Source organism: Neptuniibacter sp. QD37_11, assembly GCF_047778105.1.
GTDB lineage: Bacteria > Pseudomonadota > Gammaproteobacteria > Pseudomonadales > Balneatricaceae > Neptuniibacter.
In genome coordinates this window covers 3,152,524-3,171,564 of the sequence record NZ_CP180552.1, presented here as the reverse complement: position 1 = coordinate 3,171,564, position 19,041 = coordinate 3,152,524, and the positions used below count along the sequence as shown (strand labels likewise).

Genomic DNA, 19,041 nt, shown 5'->3' with positions numbered 1-19,041 from the left:
CGTGAAATATATCTCTACCCGGGGACAGGCTCCGGCAATGAACTTTGAAGAGGTTTTGCTGGCTGGTTTGGCAAGTGATGGTGGTCTATACGTACCAGAAACACTGCCAACATTTAGCAAAGAAGAGATCGCTTCTTGGGCTGGTTTGCCGTACAACGAGCTTGCTTACAATGTAATTAAGCCATTCGTTGATGATTGCATCGACGATGCTGATCTTAAAAAGATGATTGATGAAACCTATGCCGGTTTCAATCACATCGCTGTAGCACCGTTGAAAGAGCTAGGTACTAACGAGTGGGTTCTGGAACTGTTCCATGGCCCGACACTAGCGTTTAAAGACTTCGCACTGCAGTTGCTAGGCCGTTTGATGGACTATGCACTGGAGAAACGTGGCGAACACTTAGTGATCATGGGAGCAACTTCCGGTGACACAGGTTCTGCTGCGATTGAAGGCTGCTGCCACAGCAAGCACCTAGATATCTTTATTCTGCATCCGCATAACCGCGTATCAGAAGTTCAGCGTCGTCAGATGACGACGATCATTAAAGACAATGTCTTTAATATCGCGCTGGAAGGTAACTTTGATGATTGCCAACAGATGGTTAAAGACAGCTTTGCTAATCAGGACTTCCTGAAAGGCATGAAGCTGGGTGCAGTAAACTCGATCAACTGGGCGCGTATCATGGCTCAGATCGTTTACTACTTCTCTGCTTCTTTGGCTGTGGGTGGTCCTCACCGTGAAGTAAGCTTCTCTGTACCTACAGGTAACTTTGGCGATATCTTCGCAGGTTACTTGGCGAAGCAGATGGGCTTGCCGGTTAAGCAGCTAGTTGTTGCAACTAACAAAAATGACATTCTGCACCGTGTTATCTCCGGTAACGACATGTCTAAAGGTGAGTTGGTTCACACGCTATCTCCATCTATGGACATCATGGTGTCTTCTAACTTCGAACGTATGCTGTTTGATGTATACGGTCGTAACGGTGAAGAGATCAGTGATCTAATGGCACGTTTCTCGAAAGAGTCTGTTGAACTAGATCCCGCTCGTTGGGAAAAAGTTCGCGAACTATTCGATAGCTATGCAGTCGATGATGAGACAACTTGTGATGTGATCAAGCAGGTATTCGAAGAGACAGAATATCTTCTAGACCCACATACAGCGATTGGTGTTAAAGCGGGTCGTGAATGTAACCGTGATCAATCAGTGCCAATGATTACTCTATCAACAGCACATCCGGTTAAATTCCCTGAGCCAGTGGTTAAAGCGGGTTTGGATGCACCGCAACTGCCTGCGCATATGGCTGATCTGTTCGAACGTGAAGAGAAGCTAGAAGTGTTAGATAATGATCTGAATACTGTCCAGCAGTATGTTGCGAGTCATGTACACACTGAGTAACTATTAATCAGATGTGATATTCTCAAAACCCGACGTTAACGTCGGGTTTTTTGTGTCTGACAGAAAAATAAAAATACAGGGGCCTATGGACATGGCTGATCAGTTTTTTCTTCTCTCAAAGATCTTATGGTTTGTCGCGCAACCGGATCATCTTTTACTGCTAATGCTGCTGTTTGGCCTGTTCTTATGGCGCAGGGCGTTGGGTGTTTTTCTAGTCTGGACTTCTGTTTTGGCCATGCTAACAATTAGCGTATACCCAGTGGCTAATTATCTTTTAGAACCGTTAGAACAGCGCTTTCCACAACCTGTATTATCCGAAATTAAAGAGCCTATCGCTGGGATTATTGTGCTGGGAGGTGGTGAAAATGCGGAGATGTCCTCCCATACACAATGGCCTGAGTTTAATCAGGCTGCAGACCGTTTAATGGCGTTACCGGGCTTAATGCTGCGTTATCCAGATGCCAAAGTTGTTTTTACCGGCGGCTCTGGGTCCATTCTAGCGCCTGAATTTAGAGGCGGAGATGTGGCTGAACAATGGTTGCATCAACAGGGTATGGGATCGCGTGTAATGATCGAGCGGGATTCGCGAAATACTTTTCAAAATGCCATCTATACCAAGGATTTGATCGCGAATGCTGAGGGTCAGGTCGAAGGTAAGTGGCTATTAGTGACATCAGCCTTCCATATGGCGCGTTCGGTTGGCGTGTATCGTAAAGCGGGGATTGATGTAATCCCTTTCCCTGTTGATTATCGCGTCGGTACAATGCGTTTTGACCCCGGCCTGAACAAGAATATGAATGGCTTTAACACTGCTGTAAGGGAGTGGATAGGGCTATTGGCATACCACTACACTGAGAAAACAGACGTCTTGTTCCCTGCACCTGTTAGCACCATTGAATTAGAGAACTAATGAAGCAGTTAAACATTTCACCTAGACCGCAGGTCGATACATCTGTACCTGTGTTTCAGCAGGTAAATCCAGTTTTAGCCCGTATCTATGCATCACGTGGAGTGCATGATTTGCAAGGGCTTGGGCGAAACTTGAATGAGCTTTTGCCCGATAGTGGCTTGGCAGGTATTGATGGGGCGGTTAACCGTTTAGTTAGGGCATTAGAGCACCGCGAAAAAATCTTAATTATTGGTGATTTTGACTGTGATGGTGCGACCAGTACTTCGGTTGCTGTTTTAGCGCTACGAATGATGGGTGTGTCAGAGGTAGGCTATCTGGTGCCTAACCGCTTTGAATATGGCTATGGCCTAAGCCCTGAGATTGTAGCGGAAGCACTCAAACAATCCCCTGATCTGTTGATAACCGTCGATAATGGTATTTCGAGTATCGAGGGCGTTGCAGCGGCCAATGCTGCGGGTTTAGATGTCATCGTTACGGATCACCATTTGGCAGGGAGAGAGCTTCCAGCAGCTTGTGCCATCGTTAACCCAAATCAGCCTGATTGCCATTTTACCGCTAAATCTACCTGCGGTGTCGGTGTGATCTTTTATGTGATGATTGCACTGCGCCGAACGCTACAACAAAAAGATTGGTTTAACTTAAATGGGCTGCCGAGCCCTAATTTAGGTTCGCTCTTAGACCTTGTGGCTTTAGGAACGGTCGCGGATGTTGTGCCTTTAGAGCAAAACAACCGTGTGCTAGTTCATCAAGGTATACAACGTATCAAAGCAGGGCGCTGCAGGCCGGGTCTGAAGGCATTAATCGAGCTATCAGGTCGTCAGCAGCATAAAGTGGCTTCATCTGATCTTGGCTTTGCTATTGCGCCACGCTTAAATGCAGCTGGCCGTCTGGAGGATATGTCGATCGGCATCGAGTGTTTGCTGACCGAATCGGAACAGAAAGCCAAAGAGTTAGCCGCTACGCTGAATGATCTTAATCAGGAGCGTAAGGGGATAGAGCAGGAGATGCAGCAACAAGCGCTCGATCTGCTCGATAAGCTGCAACTGGACTCAGCGCAGCTTCCTTATGGCCTATCTCTGTATGAGCCTGAGTGGCACCAAGGGGTGATCGGTATTCTGGCTTCTCGGATTAAAGATCGAACGCACCGCCCAGTGATTGCCTTTGCTCAAGGCGATGAAAGCGAGTTAAAAGGCTCTGCACGATCAATTCCAGGTTTTCATGTACGAGATGGTTTAGATGCGATTGCTGCGCGATACCCATCGCTTTTGCGTAAGTTTGGTGGTCATGCCATGGCTGCTGGATTAACTATCAAAGCTACAGATCTAGAGCTGTTTCAAAACGCTTTTGATGAAGAAGTTAGACGTCAATTAAGTGAGTCAGACCTCCAGCAAGAGGTGTTAACCGATGGTGAGCTTACCTCTGCAGATATGACGATCGAGTTAGCAGAGCTGTTACGTGATGCCGGTCCTTGGGGGCATCAGTTCCCTGAACCGCTGTTTGATGGTCAATTTACCTTGATCCAGCAACGAGTGGTTGGTCAAAGGCATCTGAAAATGGTGTTGATGGAGCCGATTTCTGGTTTAGCTGTGGATGCGATTCAGTTTAACGCTGATATGGAACTATGGCCGGATCAGGATATCACTCAAGTCAGAGCCGTGTATCGTTTGGATGTAAATGAGTTCCGCGGTAAACGATCGGTACAAATGCTGGTGGATCATCTGCTGCCTGAGTAGTATCTTTGCCGTCTCTATTTTCTGATTCTTAAATGGAAGCAGCTAAATTGCTGCTTTCCTATCTACACTGAAGTGAATAATTGATGTCTGATCTACTGCCTTACTACGTTGGTGCGCATGTGAGCGCCAGTGGAGGTGTGCAAAACGCCCCGCTTAATGCTAAAGAAATTGAAGCGAATGCATTTGCTCTCTTTACTAAAAATCAGCGGCGTTGGGTGGCAAAGCCTTTAGATTCCAAGACGATCGCGTCATTTAAGAAAAACTGCGCTGCGCTAAATTTTAAGCCGGAGCAGATTCTACCTCATGATTCCTATCTCATTAACTTGGGCCATCCTGAAGAGGAAGCGTTGCAGAAGTCTGGTGATGCTTTCTTAGATGAGATGCAGCGCTGTGAGCAGTTGGGCTTGGTTTATCTTAATTTTCATCCGGGTAGTCATCTGCGCAAGATCAGTGAAGAGGAGTGTATTGCTAAGATTGCTGAGTCGCTTAACTGGGCAATTGCGCAAACTGAATCCGTTGTGGCGGTCATTGAAAATACAGCGGGCCAAGGAAGCAACCTTGGTTTTAGCTTTGAGCAGTTGGCCGCCATTATTGATCAAGTAGAAGATAAGAGCCGCGTAGGTGTGTGTATTGATACTTGTCACATGTTTGCGGCTGGCTACGATATTCGTACTCAAGAGAGTTGTGCTGAGGTATTCGAAGATTTCGCCAAGATCGTCGGTTTTGAATACCTTAAAGGTATGCACCTGAATGACTCTAAAGGTGGTTTAGACTCGCGTTTGGATCGCCATCACAGTCTAGGTCAGGGAGAGATCGGTTTAGAGGTCTTTAAATTCATTATGCGTGATGATCGTTTCCGAGGGATACCGTTAGTGCTGGAAACGATTGATGAGACGATCTGGGCAGAAGAGATTCAGATGCTGAGACAGTTTACATTAGGCGAGCTTGATTAGGCTTGTCTAATATTTGGGCAGTTATCCACCCATATAAATAGTAGATTTTTTGCTTCTGTCACTTAAGTGTCATCCTTTATCGCTAGCCTGTGCGTCTAAGAGTAATGCGTCACAGGTGAGTAGTATGTTGCTTGCAACAAATGAAGTGGATGCTGAGTCACGTCGTAAGTATCTTTTCGATATTTTAGAATCAGAATCACTTTATCCACATTTTCAGCCGATTGTTGATTTAAAAAACAATGTTGTTATTGGTCATGAAGCCTTAATTAGAGGACCTGCGGGTACGGTTATGGCTTCGCCTGGCGCGTTGTTCCAGACGGCAATTGAAAACAATTTGTTACATACACTTGAGTTGTTATCTCGACGCAAATCCCTTGAAGCATTTGCAGAGTTGAACCCTGGTGGGCAGCTCTTTCTTAATATCAGTGCTTCTTTGTTAGGGACGCCAGAGCACACCGAAGGCTTTACAGCTGAGCTGCTACAAGAGCTGGGTATCTCTATTTCGGATATTGTTATTGAGTTATCCGAGCAGCATCCTTTTGATCAGCAGGGCCTGACTCATGCTGCCGTTGAGCACTACCGAAATATGGGGTTCCAAGTAGCGGTAGATGATTTGGGAACAGGTTACTCTGGCTTGAAATTGTGGTCGGAGCTAAAACCTGAATACGTCAAAATTGATCGCCATTTTATCTCCGATATTGATAGTGATCCGGTGAAACGTGAATTTGTACGATCGATCTATAACATCAGTAATACCATGGGCTGCAAAGTCATTGCTGAAGGGATTGAACGTCAAGAAGAAGTCAAAACGATCAAAGAGCTGGGGATCAATATTGGCCAAGGTTTTTACCTTGGTTATCCAAGCCCAGAGCCGCAAACAGTAGAGCCTCCAGTTGTTGATGTCTACGAATCTGCAAATGCCCCTCGAGTTGAGAACTGTGAGACGGCTCACTCTCTATTGCGCAACGCCCCAACCGTTTCGATTCAAGATACAGTGCTATCGGTGAGTGACCTATTTAGGACGCACCCCGAAGTAAGCTCTCTACCGGTTGTGCATGAAGGCGTACCCCAAGGTGTAGTGAGAAGGTCCAGTTTGTTTGAGCTTTTCTCTACCCAATATGGTCGAGCGCTTTATGGTACGAAACCGGTCGAGCGGATCTTGTCCCATGACGTTCTTATTGTGGATGCCGGGATGAGCTTGGATGAGGTCTCTCGGCTTATCACAGAGAATGAGCAGAATGAGATCCAGCAGGATTTGGTTATTACCCAGAACGATCTCTATGTTGGTATGGGTAATGTGCGAGATCTGTTGAAGCGCTTAACCGAACTCAAAGTACAAAATGCGCAATACGCCAACCCGCTGACGCTTTTGCCGGGTAATGTCCCGATCAATAACGAAGTGGATGCGTTGCTTAATCAATCGGCAGACTTTCATGTCGCTTATTTTGATCTGAATAACTTTAAACCCTTTAACGATTGCTACGGCTATTCCAAAGGGGATCAGGTGATTCGCTTGTTGGGCGAATTACTGGTGCAACATGCCTCTTATGATTCAAATTTCATCGGCCATGTTGGGGGCGATGACTTTGTGGTGATCTATCGCTCTCCTGATTGGCAGTTGAGTTGTGAGCGGATCATTCGCGAGTTCGATAAAGCTGTAAAAGGCTTCTACTGCGATGCGGATCTCAAAGCGGGTGGAATCTGGGCGAGTGATCGTCAGGATAATCGCACCTTTTTCTCATTTTTGGGCTTAGCTGTCGGTGTTGTTCACCCTGATCCTTGCTGTTGTAACAGCTTTCATGAGGTGGCGGAGCTTGCGGCAATGGCCAAAAAAGAAGCTAAAAAGTCTGCTGAGAGCGCGATGTTTGTATCCCGTCGGCGTTGTATTACTACATCGGTAGCCGATAGCTTAAGGTGCTTTGCGTAAGCTTAAATTTCTATCTTAGCCCTGTTACTCAGGGCTAACATCTCCTTCTTCATTTCTAAATGTCTTGATCAATTGGCTTGATGAGCTGGTTAATTGATATAGTGAGTTATTCGCTAGTCAATGACAGGAACAGCACATGTCTGAGAAATGGCAACCAAGTTTTGGTCAAAAAGATTTCAACATCGATAAACAAGAAACCCTGTACGATGGTTTCTTTCAAATGCACAAACTCTATCTGCGGCATAAAACTTTTGCTGGCAGTGAAATAGAGATCCAGCGTGAGCTGTTTTACCGAGATGATGCTGTATGTGCGCTGCTCTATGATGCGGTTAAGCAATCAGTTGTTTTGATTGAGCAGTTTCGTGTGGGAGCATTTGATAGCCCAGATGGGCCTTGGTTGTTGGAGCTGGTGGCAGGTATCGTCGAGAAAGGTGAAACCACTGAAGATGTCGCTCGCCGTGAAGCAGTCGAAGAAGCGGGTGCGCAGTTAGGTGAGATTAAGCACATTACCCGTTTCTCACCGAGCACTGGAGCAACGCGAGAGTATATTGATCTACTTTGTGCTCAGGTGGATTCCAGTGGTGTCGAAGGCATCCATGGTTTGCCTGAAGAGGGCGAAGATATCAAAGTGCATGTTATTCCGGTGGAAGATGCCTTTGAATTAGTACAACAAGGTATAATTAATAATGCCCCTGCGATAATTGCGCTGCAGTGGCTACAGTTAAATAAGTCAGCGCTCGATCAGCGATGGCAGTGAGTATTAAAAAAAATCGGATAGGCAGATGAAGCGGAAATATATTCCAGATCTAACTCGGCAGATGGCGCATTGCGAGGCTAACTATGCTCGTATTATGAAGCTATTACCGGATCTGGATGACTGTGATGAACGCGAGTTTCAGGTGAGTTGGCCTGAGCATACTGCCTATCTGCGTCTGCAGGTTGATGAGCGATTCAAGTATACGACCACCTTGTTGATTAGCCATCGCTTTGAATCGAGTTCTCCATGGCTAGAAGCACCAGGGCTAGTGGTGCGTCTTTACCACGATGCTGGCATGGCTGAGGTAATCTGTATGCAGCGTCGTAAACAGCTCTCCGGTGTCTACCCCTACCCCAACAAAAATATGCACCTGCCTGATGAAAAAATTCAGCTGAATGAATATCTGGGCGAGTGGTTGAGCGAGTGCTTAAACCACGGCCACAGCATGGAACCCGTATTCAGTGGCTGAAACCATTACTCTGCTCCAAGTCAGTGATATGCACCTGCAACAAGAGCCAGATATGTTGTTGAAAGGTGTGAATGTTGAGCAACGCTTTCAACAAGTGATATCGGAGATCGAATCTCAATCAGCTGATGCCTTGTTACTCACGGGTGATCTGACACATCACGCACCTAATGCCTATGATCGTTTGGTTTCTTATGTCGATCAGCTTCCTTACCCAAGTTATTGGATTCCTGGTAATCATGACCTGCCAGAGGAGATGGCGCGCTTTGCAGATAGTGAGTTATCGCCACGGGTAAAAACGTTTGGCGCTTGGAACCTGATCTTTTTAGATAGTAGTTCAAATCCTGATGGCAAAGGTAGCGGTTCGCTGTCTGAGTCAGAATTGATCTTTTTAAAAGCTGAATTAAGCCAGATAGCGCCTGATCAACACGTGCTATTAGTTCTGCATCACCATCCTGTGTCTGTAAAAAGCCGATGGCAGGATGAGATCTGTTTAGTTAATGCTGATCAGTTTTGGCAAATTGTTGAACCTTATCCACAAGTGAAAGGCGTTATCTTTGGTCATGTGCATCAAAGCTGGGCGCTTCAGAGAGGGGATATTCAACTATTCTCTGTGCCTGCGACTGCTGCGCAGTTTAAAGGTCAGACAGACAGTTCCGAAGTGGAAGATGATCCTAAGCTAGCCGGGCCAGCTTATGGCCGTTATCAGCTTTATTCTTGTGGGAAAATTAACCAACAAGTGATTAGATTACCCGCATAGCTTTACTGGCTATTGCGCCTTGCTTTCCCCTCCGGTAAGTTCTTTGCCAGAGGAAGAAAATGAATACACCGCTTTATATATACGTTCATGGCTTCAACAGCTCGCCGCAATCGATGAAGGCGAGGTTGTTTGTCGAATATCTGCAGGGTAAAGGTTTAGGCGATCAGGTGATGGTGCCAGAGCTATCCCACTGGCCAGCAGAAGCTATGGAGCAGTTACGCGCTCTTGTTGAGCAAAACCAACAGCGATCAATCATCTTATTAGGAAGTTCGCTGGGTGGTTATTACAGCACATGGCTCACTGAACATTATGATCATGTACGTACAGTTTTAATTAATCCATCGGTCAGACCGTTTGAACTTTTGCCGCAGTATCTTGGGCCTAATGTGAATCTGTATTCTGGTGAAGAGTACGAGCTTACCCAAGAGCATTTGACGCAATTGTTGGCATTAAATTGCCAAGAGATCGAGCGGCCAGAAGCTTATCTGCTTTTAACCCAAACAGCAGACGAAACACTGGATTACCGAGAAGCGGTCGAGAAATTTGTAGCATCACCGCAGTTTGTTCAGCCCGGTGGCAGTCATGGTTTCGAGCAGTTTGAAAACCTGATTCCAGCCATTATGGCGTTTGCTGAAGGGCGTATTGATCTGCCCGAAGCACAACCGATTTAAATATCGTTAAACGTTGATTCATAGATAAAGTTTTGCGACAGGAAAGTATTTGATGTCCAAGCAATACAACGCTGGTTCCATAGAAGTTCTTAGTGGTCTAGACCCGGTTAGACGTCGTCCGGGGATGTACACGGAAACGGATCGTCCAAACCATTTGGCGCAAGAGGTCATCGATAACTCGGTGGATGAAGCGCTTGCCGGTCACGCTAAACAGATTGATGTGGTTCTGAATAAAGATCAGTCCTTAAGCGTGACCGATGATGGTCGAGGCATGCCTGTGGATATCCACCCAGAGCAGGGTGTCAGCGGGGTCGAGTTGATCCTGTGTAAACTACATGCGGGTGGTAAGTTTAACAACGATAACTACAACTATTCCGGTGGTTTACACGGTGTTGGTGTATCGGTTGTAAATGCCTTATCTAAGTTGTTAGAAGTTCAGGTACGTCGCGACAGTCAGGTTTATCGTATTGGCTTTGCCGACGGTGAAAAAGTATCTGACCTAGAAGTGATTGATACTTGCGGTAAGCGCAACACCGGTACTACGGTTCGTTTCCTGCCTGATCCACAATACTTTGATACCCATAAATTCAGTGTTTCACGTTTAAAGCATAATCTACGTGCTAAAGCAGTTCTTTGTCCTGGCTTAAAGGTGACCTTTACCGATCTGACGGGGGCCAAGCGTGAGAAGGAAGAGTGGTATTACGAAGATGGATTGGTTGATTACCTAAAAGGCACCACTCAGGTCTTTGAAGTGCTGCCAGCTGAACCATTCTCAGGTTCTCTACAGGGCGAGCTCGATGCAGTTGAATGGGCCGTACAGTGGCTGCCGGAAGGTGGCGAGATGACCTGTGAAAGTTATGTGAACCTGATCCCTACGGCCCAAGGTGGTACTCATGTAAACGGTCTGCGTACAGGTTTGCTTGAAGCGATGCGTGAGTTCTGTGAATTCCGTAACTTGCTACCTCGCGGAGTTAAGCTTACTGCGGATGATGTTTGGGATAAGTGTTGTTACGTCCTTTCTGCCAAAATGCAGGATCCGCAGTTCGCCGGTCAAACCAAAGAACGTTTATCTTCCCGCGAAATCGCAGCCTTTATCTCCGGTACGATTAAAGACGCTTTCTCCCTGTGGCTAAATCGCCATGTAGAAGAGGGTGAGCAACTTGCAGAGGTTGTTATCTCTAATGCTCAACGCCGTATGCGTTCCAATAAAAAGGTTGTGCGTAAAAAGGTGACGCAAGGGCCCGCACTGCCTGGTAAATTGGCTGACTGCTCCGGTGGCGATGCGATGCAATCAGAGCTGTTCCTGGTAGAGGGTGACTCTGCGGGTGGTTCTGCTAAACAAGCACGTGATCGTGAGTTTCAGGCGATCATGCCTCTGCGCGGTAAGATCCTAAACACTTGGGAAGTTGATCCAACTGAAGTTTTAGGTTCACAAGAGATCCATGATATCTCCGTGGCGATTGGTGTGGAGCCTGCTTCAGAAAACTTTGATGGTCTGCGTTACGGCAAAATCTGTATTCTGGCCGATGCGGACTCCGACGGTCTACATATCGCCACGCTGCTGTGTGCATTGTTCGTACGTCACTTCAAGCCGCTGGTAACCGCGGGTCACGTTTATGTGGCGATGCCGCCGCTGTATCGAATCGATGTCGCGAAAGAGGTGTTCTACGCACTGGATGACGCTGAGAAGGATGGCATTATCGAGCGTATTAAAGCGGATCGTAAGAATGCCAAAATTGGTGTGCAGCGATTCAAAGGTCTGGGTGAGATGAACCCACTTCAGCTACGTGAGACAACCATGTCGCCGGATACTCGCCGTCTTGTACAGCTAACGGTAGAGCCGGGTGATGGCACAAACGAAGTGATGGATATGCTGTTAGCTAAGAAACGCTCAGGTGACCGTAAAGACTGGTTGCAGAGCAAAGGTAACTTGGCAGACGTTTAGACGTTGAAAGTAGCATGAATTTCTCTGTGATCAGTCACTGTAGGCAGAGAAACAGGATAGTTTTTACAGCTGGTTGCTAGGTTTGTGTTATAGCAGCGAGTTGAGCTTATTACGAGTGTAATGTGAATTATGACGGTACAAACAACCTTCGAAGATGGCACTGAACGCCTCGCGTTAAAAGATTTTACCGAGAAAGCGTATCTGGATTACTCCATGTACGTGATTTTGGATCGTGCGTTGCCGCATGTAGGTGACGGCATGAAGCCGGTTCAGCGTCGCATCATCTATGCGATGTCTGAACTTGGCCTAAAAGCGTCTGCAAAATACAAGAAGTCAGCACGTACTGTGGGTGATGTGTTAGGTAAATTCCACCCGCACGGTGATTCTGCTTGTTATGAAGCGATGGTATTGATGGCGCAGCCGTTCAGTTATCGCTATCCGTTGGTTGATGGTCAGGGTAACTGGGGTTCTCCAGATGACCCTAAATCCTTCGCAGCGATGCGTTATACCGAATCCCGTTTAGCCCGTTATGCCGAAGTTTTACTGTCTGAAATCAGCCAAGGTACAGTTGATTGGGTACCAAACTTCGATGGCACTATGCGTGAGCCGGCGATTCTGCCTGCGCGTTTACCAAATGTGTTGTTGAATGGCACAACGGGTATCGCTGTAGGTATGGCGACCGATATTCTGCCGCACAACCTCCGTGAAGTGGCTCAAGCTTGTGTTCACTTGCTAGATAACCCGCGTGCTGATCTGGACGAGATTACTGAGATCGTTCCTGGCCCCGATATGCCAACCGATGCGGAGATCATCACTTCCCGTCGAGAGCTGAAGAAGGTTTACGAAACGGGTCGTGGCTCGGTACGTATGCGTGCCGTGTACACGAAAGAGCAGGGCGAAATCGTTATCACGGCACTGCCGCATCAAGTTTCGGGCGCTAAAATTTTGGAACAGATCGCCGCTCAGATGCAGCAGAAAAAGCTGCCGATGGTGAGCGATCTGCGTGATGAATCCGATCACGAAAATCCAACACGCTTGGTGATTATCCCGCGCTCGAATCGTGTAGATGTCGAGCAGTTAATGGCCCACCTCTTTGCTTCTACTGATCTTGAACGCACTTATCGTGTGAATATGAATATGATCGGTGTGGACGGTAAGCCGCAAGTTAAAGACCTTCGCCAGATTTTGGTTGAATGGCTGAGCTGGCGTACTGAGATTGTGCGCAAGCGCTTAAACCACCGTTTGGCTAAGGTTTTGGATCGCCTACATATCCTCGAAGGTTTGATGGTCGCGTATCTCAATATTGATGAGGTGATTGCGATTATCCGTCATGAGGAAGATCCAAAAGCAGAGCTGGTTAAACGCTTTGGACTGACTGAGATTCAAGCCGATGCGATTTTAGACCTTAAACTTCGTCACTTGGCGAAACTGGAAGAGTTTAAGATCCAGTCTGAACAGAACGAGCTGGAAGAAGAGCGTAAGAAGCTGGAAGGTATTCTAGGTTCTGATTCTAAGATGCGTAAACTGATCAAAAAAGAGATCCAAGATGCAGCTGAAGAGTATGGTGATGACCGCCGCTCACCAATCGTAGAGCGTGAAGAAGCGCAGGCATTCAGTGAGAAAGATCTTCTGTCTTCGGATCCTGTAACCGTCGTGATCTCTAAGCAGGGCTGGATTCGTGCCGCAAAAGGTCATGACATTGATGCCGAGGGCCTCAATTACAAATCCGGCGATGCCTTTAAGTTAAGTTGTAAGGGCCGCACTAATCAGCCGACCCTCCTATTAGATACCACGGGTCGAAGTTTCACTATCGAGACCCATAATCTACCGTCAGCACGTGGACAAGGTGAGCCCGTAACTGGGCGTATCACGCTACCAAAAGGTTCCACGGTTGATGCCGCGATTGCAGGTAAGGATAACGATCAAGTCTTGATGGCGTCTGATGCGGGTTATGGCTTTATCGCGAAGATCTCTGATCTGACCAGCAAAACTAAAAACGGTAAGGCGGCATTAACCCTGCCTAAAAACGCTCAGATCTTACAGCCAATCACGATGAGTTCAGTCGAAGATTCTCTTTTGGCTGCAGTGACAAATGAAGGACGCTTACTGGTCTTCCCTGTGTCTGAACTACCACAACTGGCACGTGGTAAAGGTAATAAGATTATCAATATCCCATCTGCAAGAGCCTCTGCTCGAGAGGAATTGGTGGTTGCCTTAGCCGTGTTCTCTCCAGAAGATACTTTGCTGGTACATGCTGGCCGTCAACACTTGAAACTTAAGCCTGCTGATATTGAACACTATCGTGGTGAGCGAGGCCGACGAGGTAATAAGCTACCAAGAGGCTATCAACGTGTAGATAGCCTGGAAGTGAATAACAGTACGCAAGAACAACCTGAAGGCGAGGAATAAAGCCTACTTAACCTAGATGCTAGTAGCGGTAATCAGCTGTTAATTCAGCAAAATTCAGAGTAGCTTATTAGAATTGTGCTTCGCAGTAAGTCTAATAGGCTATATCTTGACCCTCTAAACAAACAGACTATTATATACACCTACATTTTTGGCGGTTTTTAGTCGGCCATATAGGTGCTGTACGTCATGGAAGGACGTTTATTACGTAAGCGATTTAGTCGTCGCATTACGATACTAGCTGTTTCTCTATCCATCGTTATTTTGCTGATGGGAGGGCTTCTTTTGTTCCTATCCTCGGGGGTAAGAGATGCTTGGGCTGCTTATAGTTATACCTCCGAGAGCCGTGCAACGGCCCTTTCTGAGTTACATCGTTCCATTGGATACGGTGGTTTTATCCACAATTTTAAAAACTATGTCCTACGACAAGAGCAAAGTTTGCTTGTGCGCTTACGTGGTGACATAGAAAAATCTACTCAAATTATTTCACTCTATTCGGCCTTAGATCTTAATAGTAAAGAGAGCCAAGCACTGTTAGTGATTCAACAGACGCTGCAGATGTACCGAGATAATCTTCATGTGGCGCAGATGGCGGTAGAAAGAGGAGCTCCGACTCAACAGATTGATAGACAAGTGCGTATTGATGATTCTCCTGCGTTGGCTGCGTTAGCATTACTTCAGCAAGAAAATAACCGTTTTCACGAAGCTGTCACTCGGGATATGAACAGGCAAATTACTAACCTAATTAATGCGCTTCTCATAGGTTTGTTAGCGATGCCTTTTGTGGTACTTGCTGCCTATCATTATCACGATGTTATGAATCGATTCGTCCAATTGATTGCAGAAAAGCGTGAGGTTGAAAAAGCGTTGGTTAATTCAACCGCTGAGGTAGAAGAAGCGCAGCAGCAAAGGCGTGCTATGGCTTACGAAGCGCATCATTGCGAATTGACCCGTGTCCCAAACCGCAAGGCTTTTATGACCACTGGGCACGAGATCATGCAGAATGCAGCCGCTTGCGAACAATGTTTAACAGTGCTGTTTGTCGATGTAGATGATTTTAAAATGATCAATGATACCTATGGTCACGAAATCGGCGATAAAGTGCTGGTGGAAGTGGCCTCTCGTCTCAGCATTGCGCTACGAGAAGGAGATTTTGTAGCACGCATAGGTGGTGATGAATTTGCCATGATTATCCAATGTAATGACACAGCAACCTGTGCTCCAGGACTTGCCGAACGCTTACTTGATGTGATGAATGAGAGCTATGCTCATATTGCTGAAGGCCTAGAGGTTAGCTGTTCGGTTGGGGGGGCAAACTGCCCTCAGGATGGGCAAGATCTTGAAACGCTGGTGCGTGTGGCTGATGAACGTATGTATCGCGTTAAGAAAAGCGGTAAGAATGGTGTGTTTCTGCAAGAGTCTTAATTAAATTCCTCCGCAGCTTCTTTCATGGGCATCGGCTTGTAGAAGTAATAACCCTGAAATACTTCACATCCCAGATCGTCAAGGATCTGCTTCTGCTCTAATGTTTCAACGCCTTCAGCCACGATGGTTATTCCCATCTTATGGGCTATATCGATGATGCCCTGGAGCAACAATCTGGCGTCTTGGTCTTCGACGATATCATCGACAAAGCTTTTATCGATTTTTAGCTCATCGATAGGTAGGTTTTTCAATAAGCTCAAAGATGAGTAACCTGTACCAAAGTCATCTAAAGATACAGATATCCCTTCCGCTTTAAATTGGTTTATCATCCCAAGGACGTAATCTAAATCCTGAATAAATAGGCTTTCGGTAATCTCGATTTTAAGCCTACTTTTATTGATTTGGGATTGATCAGCTTGCTCTGAAAAGTACTCAAAAAAGCCATCGGAGAAAAACTGCTTGATAGAAACGTTAATTGATATTGAGCAATCGCTTGAGGTTAATTTTCCAGCCTCATCTAAAGATTTACGAATGATATAGCGTCCAAGTTCTGGCATAAGGCCAGAATTTTCTGCGATGGGTATGAAGCGGTTGGGTGGAATAGGGCCAAATTCCTTACTATGCCAGCGCACCAGAGACTCTAGGCCGCTTAATAATCCTTCTGAAGAAACTTGAGGCTGAAAAACGACGTAAATTTCCTCATTCTTAATCGCGTCCCTAAGTTTGGTTTCCAGTGAGAGGTCATCTAGATAGCGCTTCTTTAGTTCCTCATGGAAAACTGTGTAGCAATTTTTATTATGTTTAGCTTCATACAAGGCAAAGTCCGAGAGCCTTTTAACCTCTTCAAATGAACTAGCATCGGTTGGGCAGTGAGATATACCAATACTGGCACTTAAAATTAAACGATTGCCACTCATTAGATAGGGCTTAGATATTTCTTCTAAAATATCTTCGGCTAAGCGCTCTGCTTCAAAGCTTGAGAGATTGAAGGCTACGACTACAAACTCGTCACCGCTGTATCTCGCAACAAGGCATTCTCTATCCTGAGTGTTTAGTTTGAGTCTTCTCGTGATTTCAATCAGAACCTGATCGCCATAATCGTGGCCGAAGTTATCATTGGCTGATTTAAAATTATCCATATCGACAAACAGTAGGTGGTAACTGTTTTGCTCTTCTAACTTTGAAAAGTAGTTGTCCAGAAAATAGCGGTTAGGCAGATTGGTTAAGAAGTCGTGTGTCGCTCTATAAGTTAACAGTTCTTCTTTCTTCTTCTCATTATTACTGATCACTCTAAAGAGCCAGTAAATAACGGCGTAAGCAAAAAAGAAGACCAAAGATAGATTGGTGGCAGCTTGGAAAAACTTCTGTCGAATAACTTGGGTGTCTCGTTCTACACCGACCCAAAGCTGAAACTCTTTGATATAGAAATTCGACATCATCGATTGAGAGTCATCGTTGAATTTACCGGTGACATGGGTCGTAACGATTTGCTTCTCTTTAATGGTTTCAAAGCTGATATTGTAGGCTTTTTCGACATAATCGATGCTTTCTTGGACTTTGCCTTCAGAAAACTGATGTTCATATACGGCTGGATTGTTGATGAGACGTTTAGGTGCTACTTGGAAATAACGATCCCGATCTCGATAGATAAACACACTGTAATTAGCACTATGCTCATTAGTGTTAGAAAAGAACGGCAGACCTTTCTCAATATTAATGGTGAGAGACACGATGAATAGCGGTTTGCCGTTGGCATCTCTAATTGTTTTACGAATCGGGATGATTAGAGCGTTTTCCCAGTAACTAAAATAGGTCCGTCCAATAACGGCTGCATTACTGTCTAAGGTGAGGTTAAATGATTCTTTTGCTTTTGGGTTTTTCAGCAGGTTAAGTGAAGATTCGCGTTTATCTTGAGAGAGAGAGTTTGTAACAACGATATTGCCATCAAGATCTATCTGAAAGAAGTTATGAGTCGTGTGAGAAGCAATATATAACTTATCTATCTCCTGAATCGATTTCTCTCGATCCAGATACTTATCTTCGTGTAACAGCTCCTGACCAAGAATATCTAACAGCGTTTCATATTGCCTGAGAGTGGCTTCAACTGAGTTAGAGGTGATGCGAGTCAGATTTTCTTGCTCTAATCTCACATCTTCCCGGATAGACTCGTGAGTCTTCGTAAGAATGAAAATAAACGCAGCAAAACCTGCCAAAAGGAAGACGTAAAACGCAAGCCAGATGTTATTTCTTATAAACAGCATAGAGCTTCACTCAATCTCAGAGAGTTTAAGCAATATGAGAATAAGACAGCAATACGGGGAAACGTGTGTTTATCATCGGAAGTACCTTTGCTAATTACATCATATAGCGTAGTCAAAGCTGAGCTCCTTGTAAGGAGGGCTAGCTTCCTTGCGACGATCGAAAGATTATCGGCGGGGCCAAAATCCAATTTTTAGTTCAGTTATACAGCTTTGCCTAACGTAAACTTCTCTTATTATATAATCAGTTTTGAATGTAATGGTCTCTATATTTGGTAGTAGATTCATGGCTCTTTGTAGGGAGCTCAATTGCACATAGAGTGCTTTGTGGCATATGTAATAACAATTTATAAATTCTGCATCGATTAAGGTTTGTGCACGCTTAATTGATGGTTTTATTCTTATTCAGGGTCTTTGCAAGAATATCGATAAAGCTTCTGATCTTGCTACTGGCTTGTCGTCCTTCCCTATGAACTATGTGTACAGGCATTGCTGGTGGTTCATAGTTCTCCAGAACAGTTTTAAGTTCGCCATGGTTTAGTTCATCTTCAACTTGGTACGACAAAGTATGGATAATGCCTAAATGCAGCTTTGCTGCATTGATCGCTGATTGATTGGTGGAAACCGTTAATCGTGGCTTTAAGCGTAAACTCTGTTGCTTTCCTTCGTAATCAAATTTCCAATCTTGCACCATGCTACTGCTATTGGTCATGATAGTTGAATGTTGCTTCAGATCTTCAGGGGATTGTGGAATACCTGCTTTTTCTAGGTATTGTGACGAAGCAAGCCAGTGCATACGCACCGTGCCAACCCGTTTTGCATACATGTTTGAGTCAGGAAGATGACCGATACGTATGCCGACATCAAACCCTTCCTCCATCAAGTTAACCACACGGTCTAGAAATACGGCATCTACCTCTGTTTCTGGGTAGTTATTCAGGTATTCAGCAATGCTAGGCATGACATATTTTTGTCCAAACAGAACAGGCGCTGTTACCGATAAATGACCTTTGGGTTCGCTATTGATACCTATTGCAGATTCGTTTGCTCTTTCTAGCTCTTGAAGAATTCTCTGTGCATCTTGGAGATAGCGCTGGCCCGCGTCAGTGGTTCGTACATGTCGAGTGGTTCTGGTTAGCAATTTAATACCGAGTTTTTCTTCCAGAGCAGAGACAGCTCGGGTGACAGCTGGAGGGGAGATATTCAATCGGCGACTAGCGGCAGCGAATCCTTGTTCTTCTGCAACAGCAACAAACACATTCATCAAATGAAACTGATCCACTTTTCTTATGCCCTCCGAGTTATATTATTCCATTTTTCGTAATAGTTATTTGCTTTTTCTGAGTATTCTTTAATTTATCGTTGCTTGTCAAACTAGTCCTACAACTTAACCAAACGGCCAAATACAGAGGCTGGTCATTAGTTTGAGGAATT

The 19,041-nt window shown here is 45.5% G+C and carries 14 protein-coding genes; 12 read left to right on the top strand and 2 right to left on the bottom strand.

Going from position 1 to position 19,041, the window contains the following annotated elements:
• Nucleotide 1: 1 nt before the first annotated feature.
• From thrC to ACMXYT_RS14790, 12 genes are all read left to right on the top strand, one after another.
• On the top strand, nt 2-1,396 hold the full coding sequence (thrC, locus tag ACMXYT_RS14845) for a threonine synthase (protein ID WP_415882548.1): 1,395 nt from the start codon (nt 2-4) through the stop codon (nt 1,394-1,396).
• 91 nt (nt 1,397-1,487) lie between these two features.
• The gene (locus ACMXYT_RS14840; protein WP_415899342.1) at nt 1,488-2,306 is read left to right on the top strand and encodes a YdcF family protein; all 819 of its coding nucleotides are present in this window, start codon (nt 1,488-1,490) and stop codon (nt 2,304-2,306) included.
• Complete coding sequence (recJ, locus tag ACMXYT_RS14835) at nt 2,306-4,039, top strand: single-stranded-DNA-specific exonuclease RecJ (RefSeq protein WP_415911626.1); 1,734 nt, start codon at nt 2,306-2,308, stop codon at nt 4,037-4,039. Before ACMXYT_RS14840 ends, recJ begins: the two co-directional genes overlap by 1 nt.
• 83 nt (nt 4,040-4,122) lie before the next feature.
• A complete protein-coding gene (gene nfo / locus ACMXYT_RS14830) occupies nt 4,123-4,992 on the top strand; it encodes a deoxyribonuclease IV (RefSeq protein ID WP_415911625.1) in 870 nt (289 codons plus the stop codon).
• A 124-nt stretch (nt 4,993-5,116) separates the two neighbouring features.
• Nucleotides 5,117-6,919, top strand: a complete 1,803-nt coding sequence (locus tag ACMXYT_RS14825; RefSeq protein WP_415899331.1) for an EAL domain-containing protein — start codon at nt 5,117-5,119, stop codon at nt 6,917-6,919.
• Between the two features lie 136 nt (nt 6,920-7,055).
• A complete protein-coding gene (locus ACMXYT_RS14820; protein ID WP_415882543.1) occupies nt 7,056-7,676 on the top strand; it encodes an NUDIX domain-containing protein in 621 nt (206 codons plus the stop codon).
• Nucleotides 7,677-7,701: 25 nt separating this feature from the next.
• Nucleotides 7,702-8,145 (top strand): DUF1249 domain-containing protein, encoded by a 444-nt coding sequence (locus ACMXYT_RS14815; protein ID WP_415882542.1) that lies wholly within the window; start codon nt 7,702-7,704, stop codon nt 8,143-8,145.
• Nucleotides 8,138-8,902, top strand: coding sequence for a metallophosphoesterase (locus ACMXYT_RS14810; RefSeq protein WP_415899330.1), 765 nt, complete (start codon nt 8,138-8,140; stop codon nt 8,900-8,902). The genes ACMXYT_RS14815 and ACMXYT_RS14810 overlap by 8 nt, the downstream gene beginning before the upstream one ends.
• A gap of 59 nt (nt 8,903-8,961) precedes the next feature.
• A complete protein-coding gene (locus tag ACMXYT_RS14805; protein WP_415911624.1) occupies nt 8,962-9,573 on the top strand; it encodes a YqiA/YcfP family alpha/beta fold hydrolase in 612 nt (203 codons plus the stop codon).
• Between the two features lie 52 nt (nt 9,574-9,625).
• Nucleotides 9,626-11,518 carry a DNA topoisomerase IV subunit B gene (gene parE / locus ACMXYT_RS14800; protein WP_415899328.1) on the top strand — a complete coding sequence of 631 codons (1,893 nt, stop codon included), beginning with the start codon at nt 9,626-9,628 and terminating at the stop codon, nt 11,516-11,518.
• Between the two features lie 129 nt (nt 11,519-11,647).
• A complete protein-coding gene (gene parC / locus ACMXYT_RS14795) occupies nt 11,648-13,927 on the top strand; it encodes a DNA topoisomerase IV subunit A (protein ID WP_415899327.1) in 2,280 nt (759 codons plus the stop codon).
• Nucleotides 13,928-14,113: 186 nt separating this feature from the next.
• Nucleotides 14,114-15,349: a diguanylate cyclase gene (locus tag ACMXYT_RS14790; protein WP_415899326.1), complete on the top strand. Its 1,236-nt coding sequence runs from the start codon at nt 14,114-14,116 to the stop codon at nt 15,347-15,349.
• Here ACMXYT_RS14790 and ACMXYT_RS14785 read toward each other — a convergent pair.
• Together ACMXYT_RS14785 and ACMXYT_RS14780 are read right to left on the bottom strand one after the other, a co-directional pair.
• Complete coding sequence (locus tag ACMXYT_RS14785) at nt 15,346-17,610, bottom strand: EAL domain-containing protein (RefSeq protein ID WP_415904537.1); 2,265 nt, start codon at nt 17,608-17,610, stop codon at nt 15,346-15,348. The two genes, ACMXYT_RS14790 and ACMXYT_RS14785, sit on opposite strands and share 4 nt — an antisense overlap.
• 379 nt (nt 17,611-17,989) lie before the next feature.
• On the bottom strand, nt 17,990-18,889 hold the full coding sequence (locus tag ACMXYT_RS14780) for a LysR substrate-binding domain-containing protein (RefSeq protein WP_415899324.1): 900 nt from the start codon (nt 18,887-18,889) through the stop codon (nt 17,990-17,992).
• Nucleotides 18,890-19,041 lie beyond the last annotated feature (152 nt).

Excerpts from the sequence above, each read along its gene's own strand:
- ACMXYT_RS14840 (WP_415899342.1), top strand. The coding sequence starts at position 1,488 with ATGGCTGATCAGTTTTTTCTTCTCTCAAAGATCTTATGGTTTGTCGCG.
- recJ (WP_415911626.1), top strand. The coding sequence starts at position 2,306 with ATGAAGCAGTTAAACATTTCACCTAGACCGCAGGTCGATACATCTGTA.
- nfo (WP_415911625.1), top strand. The coding sequence starts at position 4,123 with ATGTCTGATCTACTGCCTTACTACGTTGGTGCGCATGTGAGCGCCAGT.
- ACMXYT_RS14825 (WP_415899331.1), top strand. The coding sequence starts at position 5,117 with ATGTTGCTTGCAACAAATGAAGTGGATGCTGAGTCACGTCGTAAGTAT.
- ACMXYT_RS14820 (WP_415882543.1), top strand. The coding sequence starts at position 7,056 with ATGTCTGAGAAATGGCAACCAAGTTTTGGTCAAAAAGATTTCAACATC.
- ACMXYT_RS14815 (WP_415882542.1), top strand. The coding sequence starts at position 7,702 with ATGAAGCGGAAATATATTCCAGATCTAACTCGGCAGATGGCGCATTGC.
- ACMXYT_RS14805 (WP_415911624.1), top strand. The coding sequence starts at position 8,962 with ATGAATACACCGCTTTATATATACGTTCATGGCTTCAACAGCTCGCCG.
- parE (WP_415899328.1), top strand. The coding sequence starts at position 9,626 with ATGTCCAAGCAATACAACGCTGGTTCCATAGAAGTTCTTAGTGGTCTA.
- parC (WP_415899327.1), top strand. The coding sequence starts at position 11,648 with ATGACGGTACAAACAACCTTCGAAGATGGCACTGAACGCCTCGCGTTA.
- ACMXYT_RS14790 (WP_415899326.1), top strand. The coding sequence starts at position 14,114 with ATGGAAGGACGTTTATTACGTAAGCGATTTAGTCGTCGCATTACGATA.
- ACMXYT_RS14785 (WP_415904537.1), bottom strand. The coding sequence starts at position 17,610 with ATGCTGTTTATAAGAAATAACATCTGGCTTGCGTTTTACGTCTTCCTT.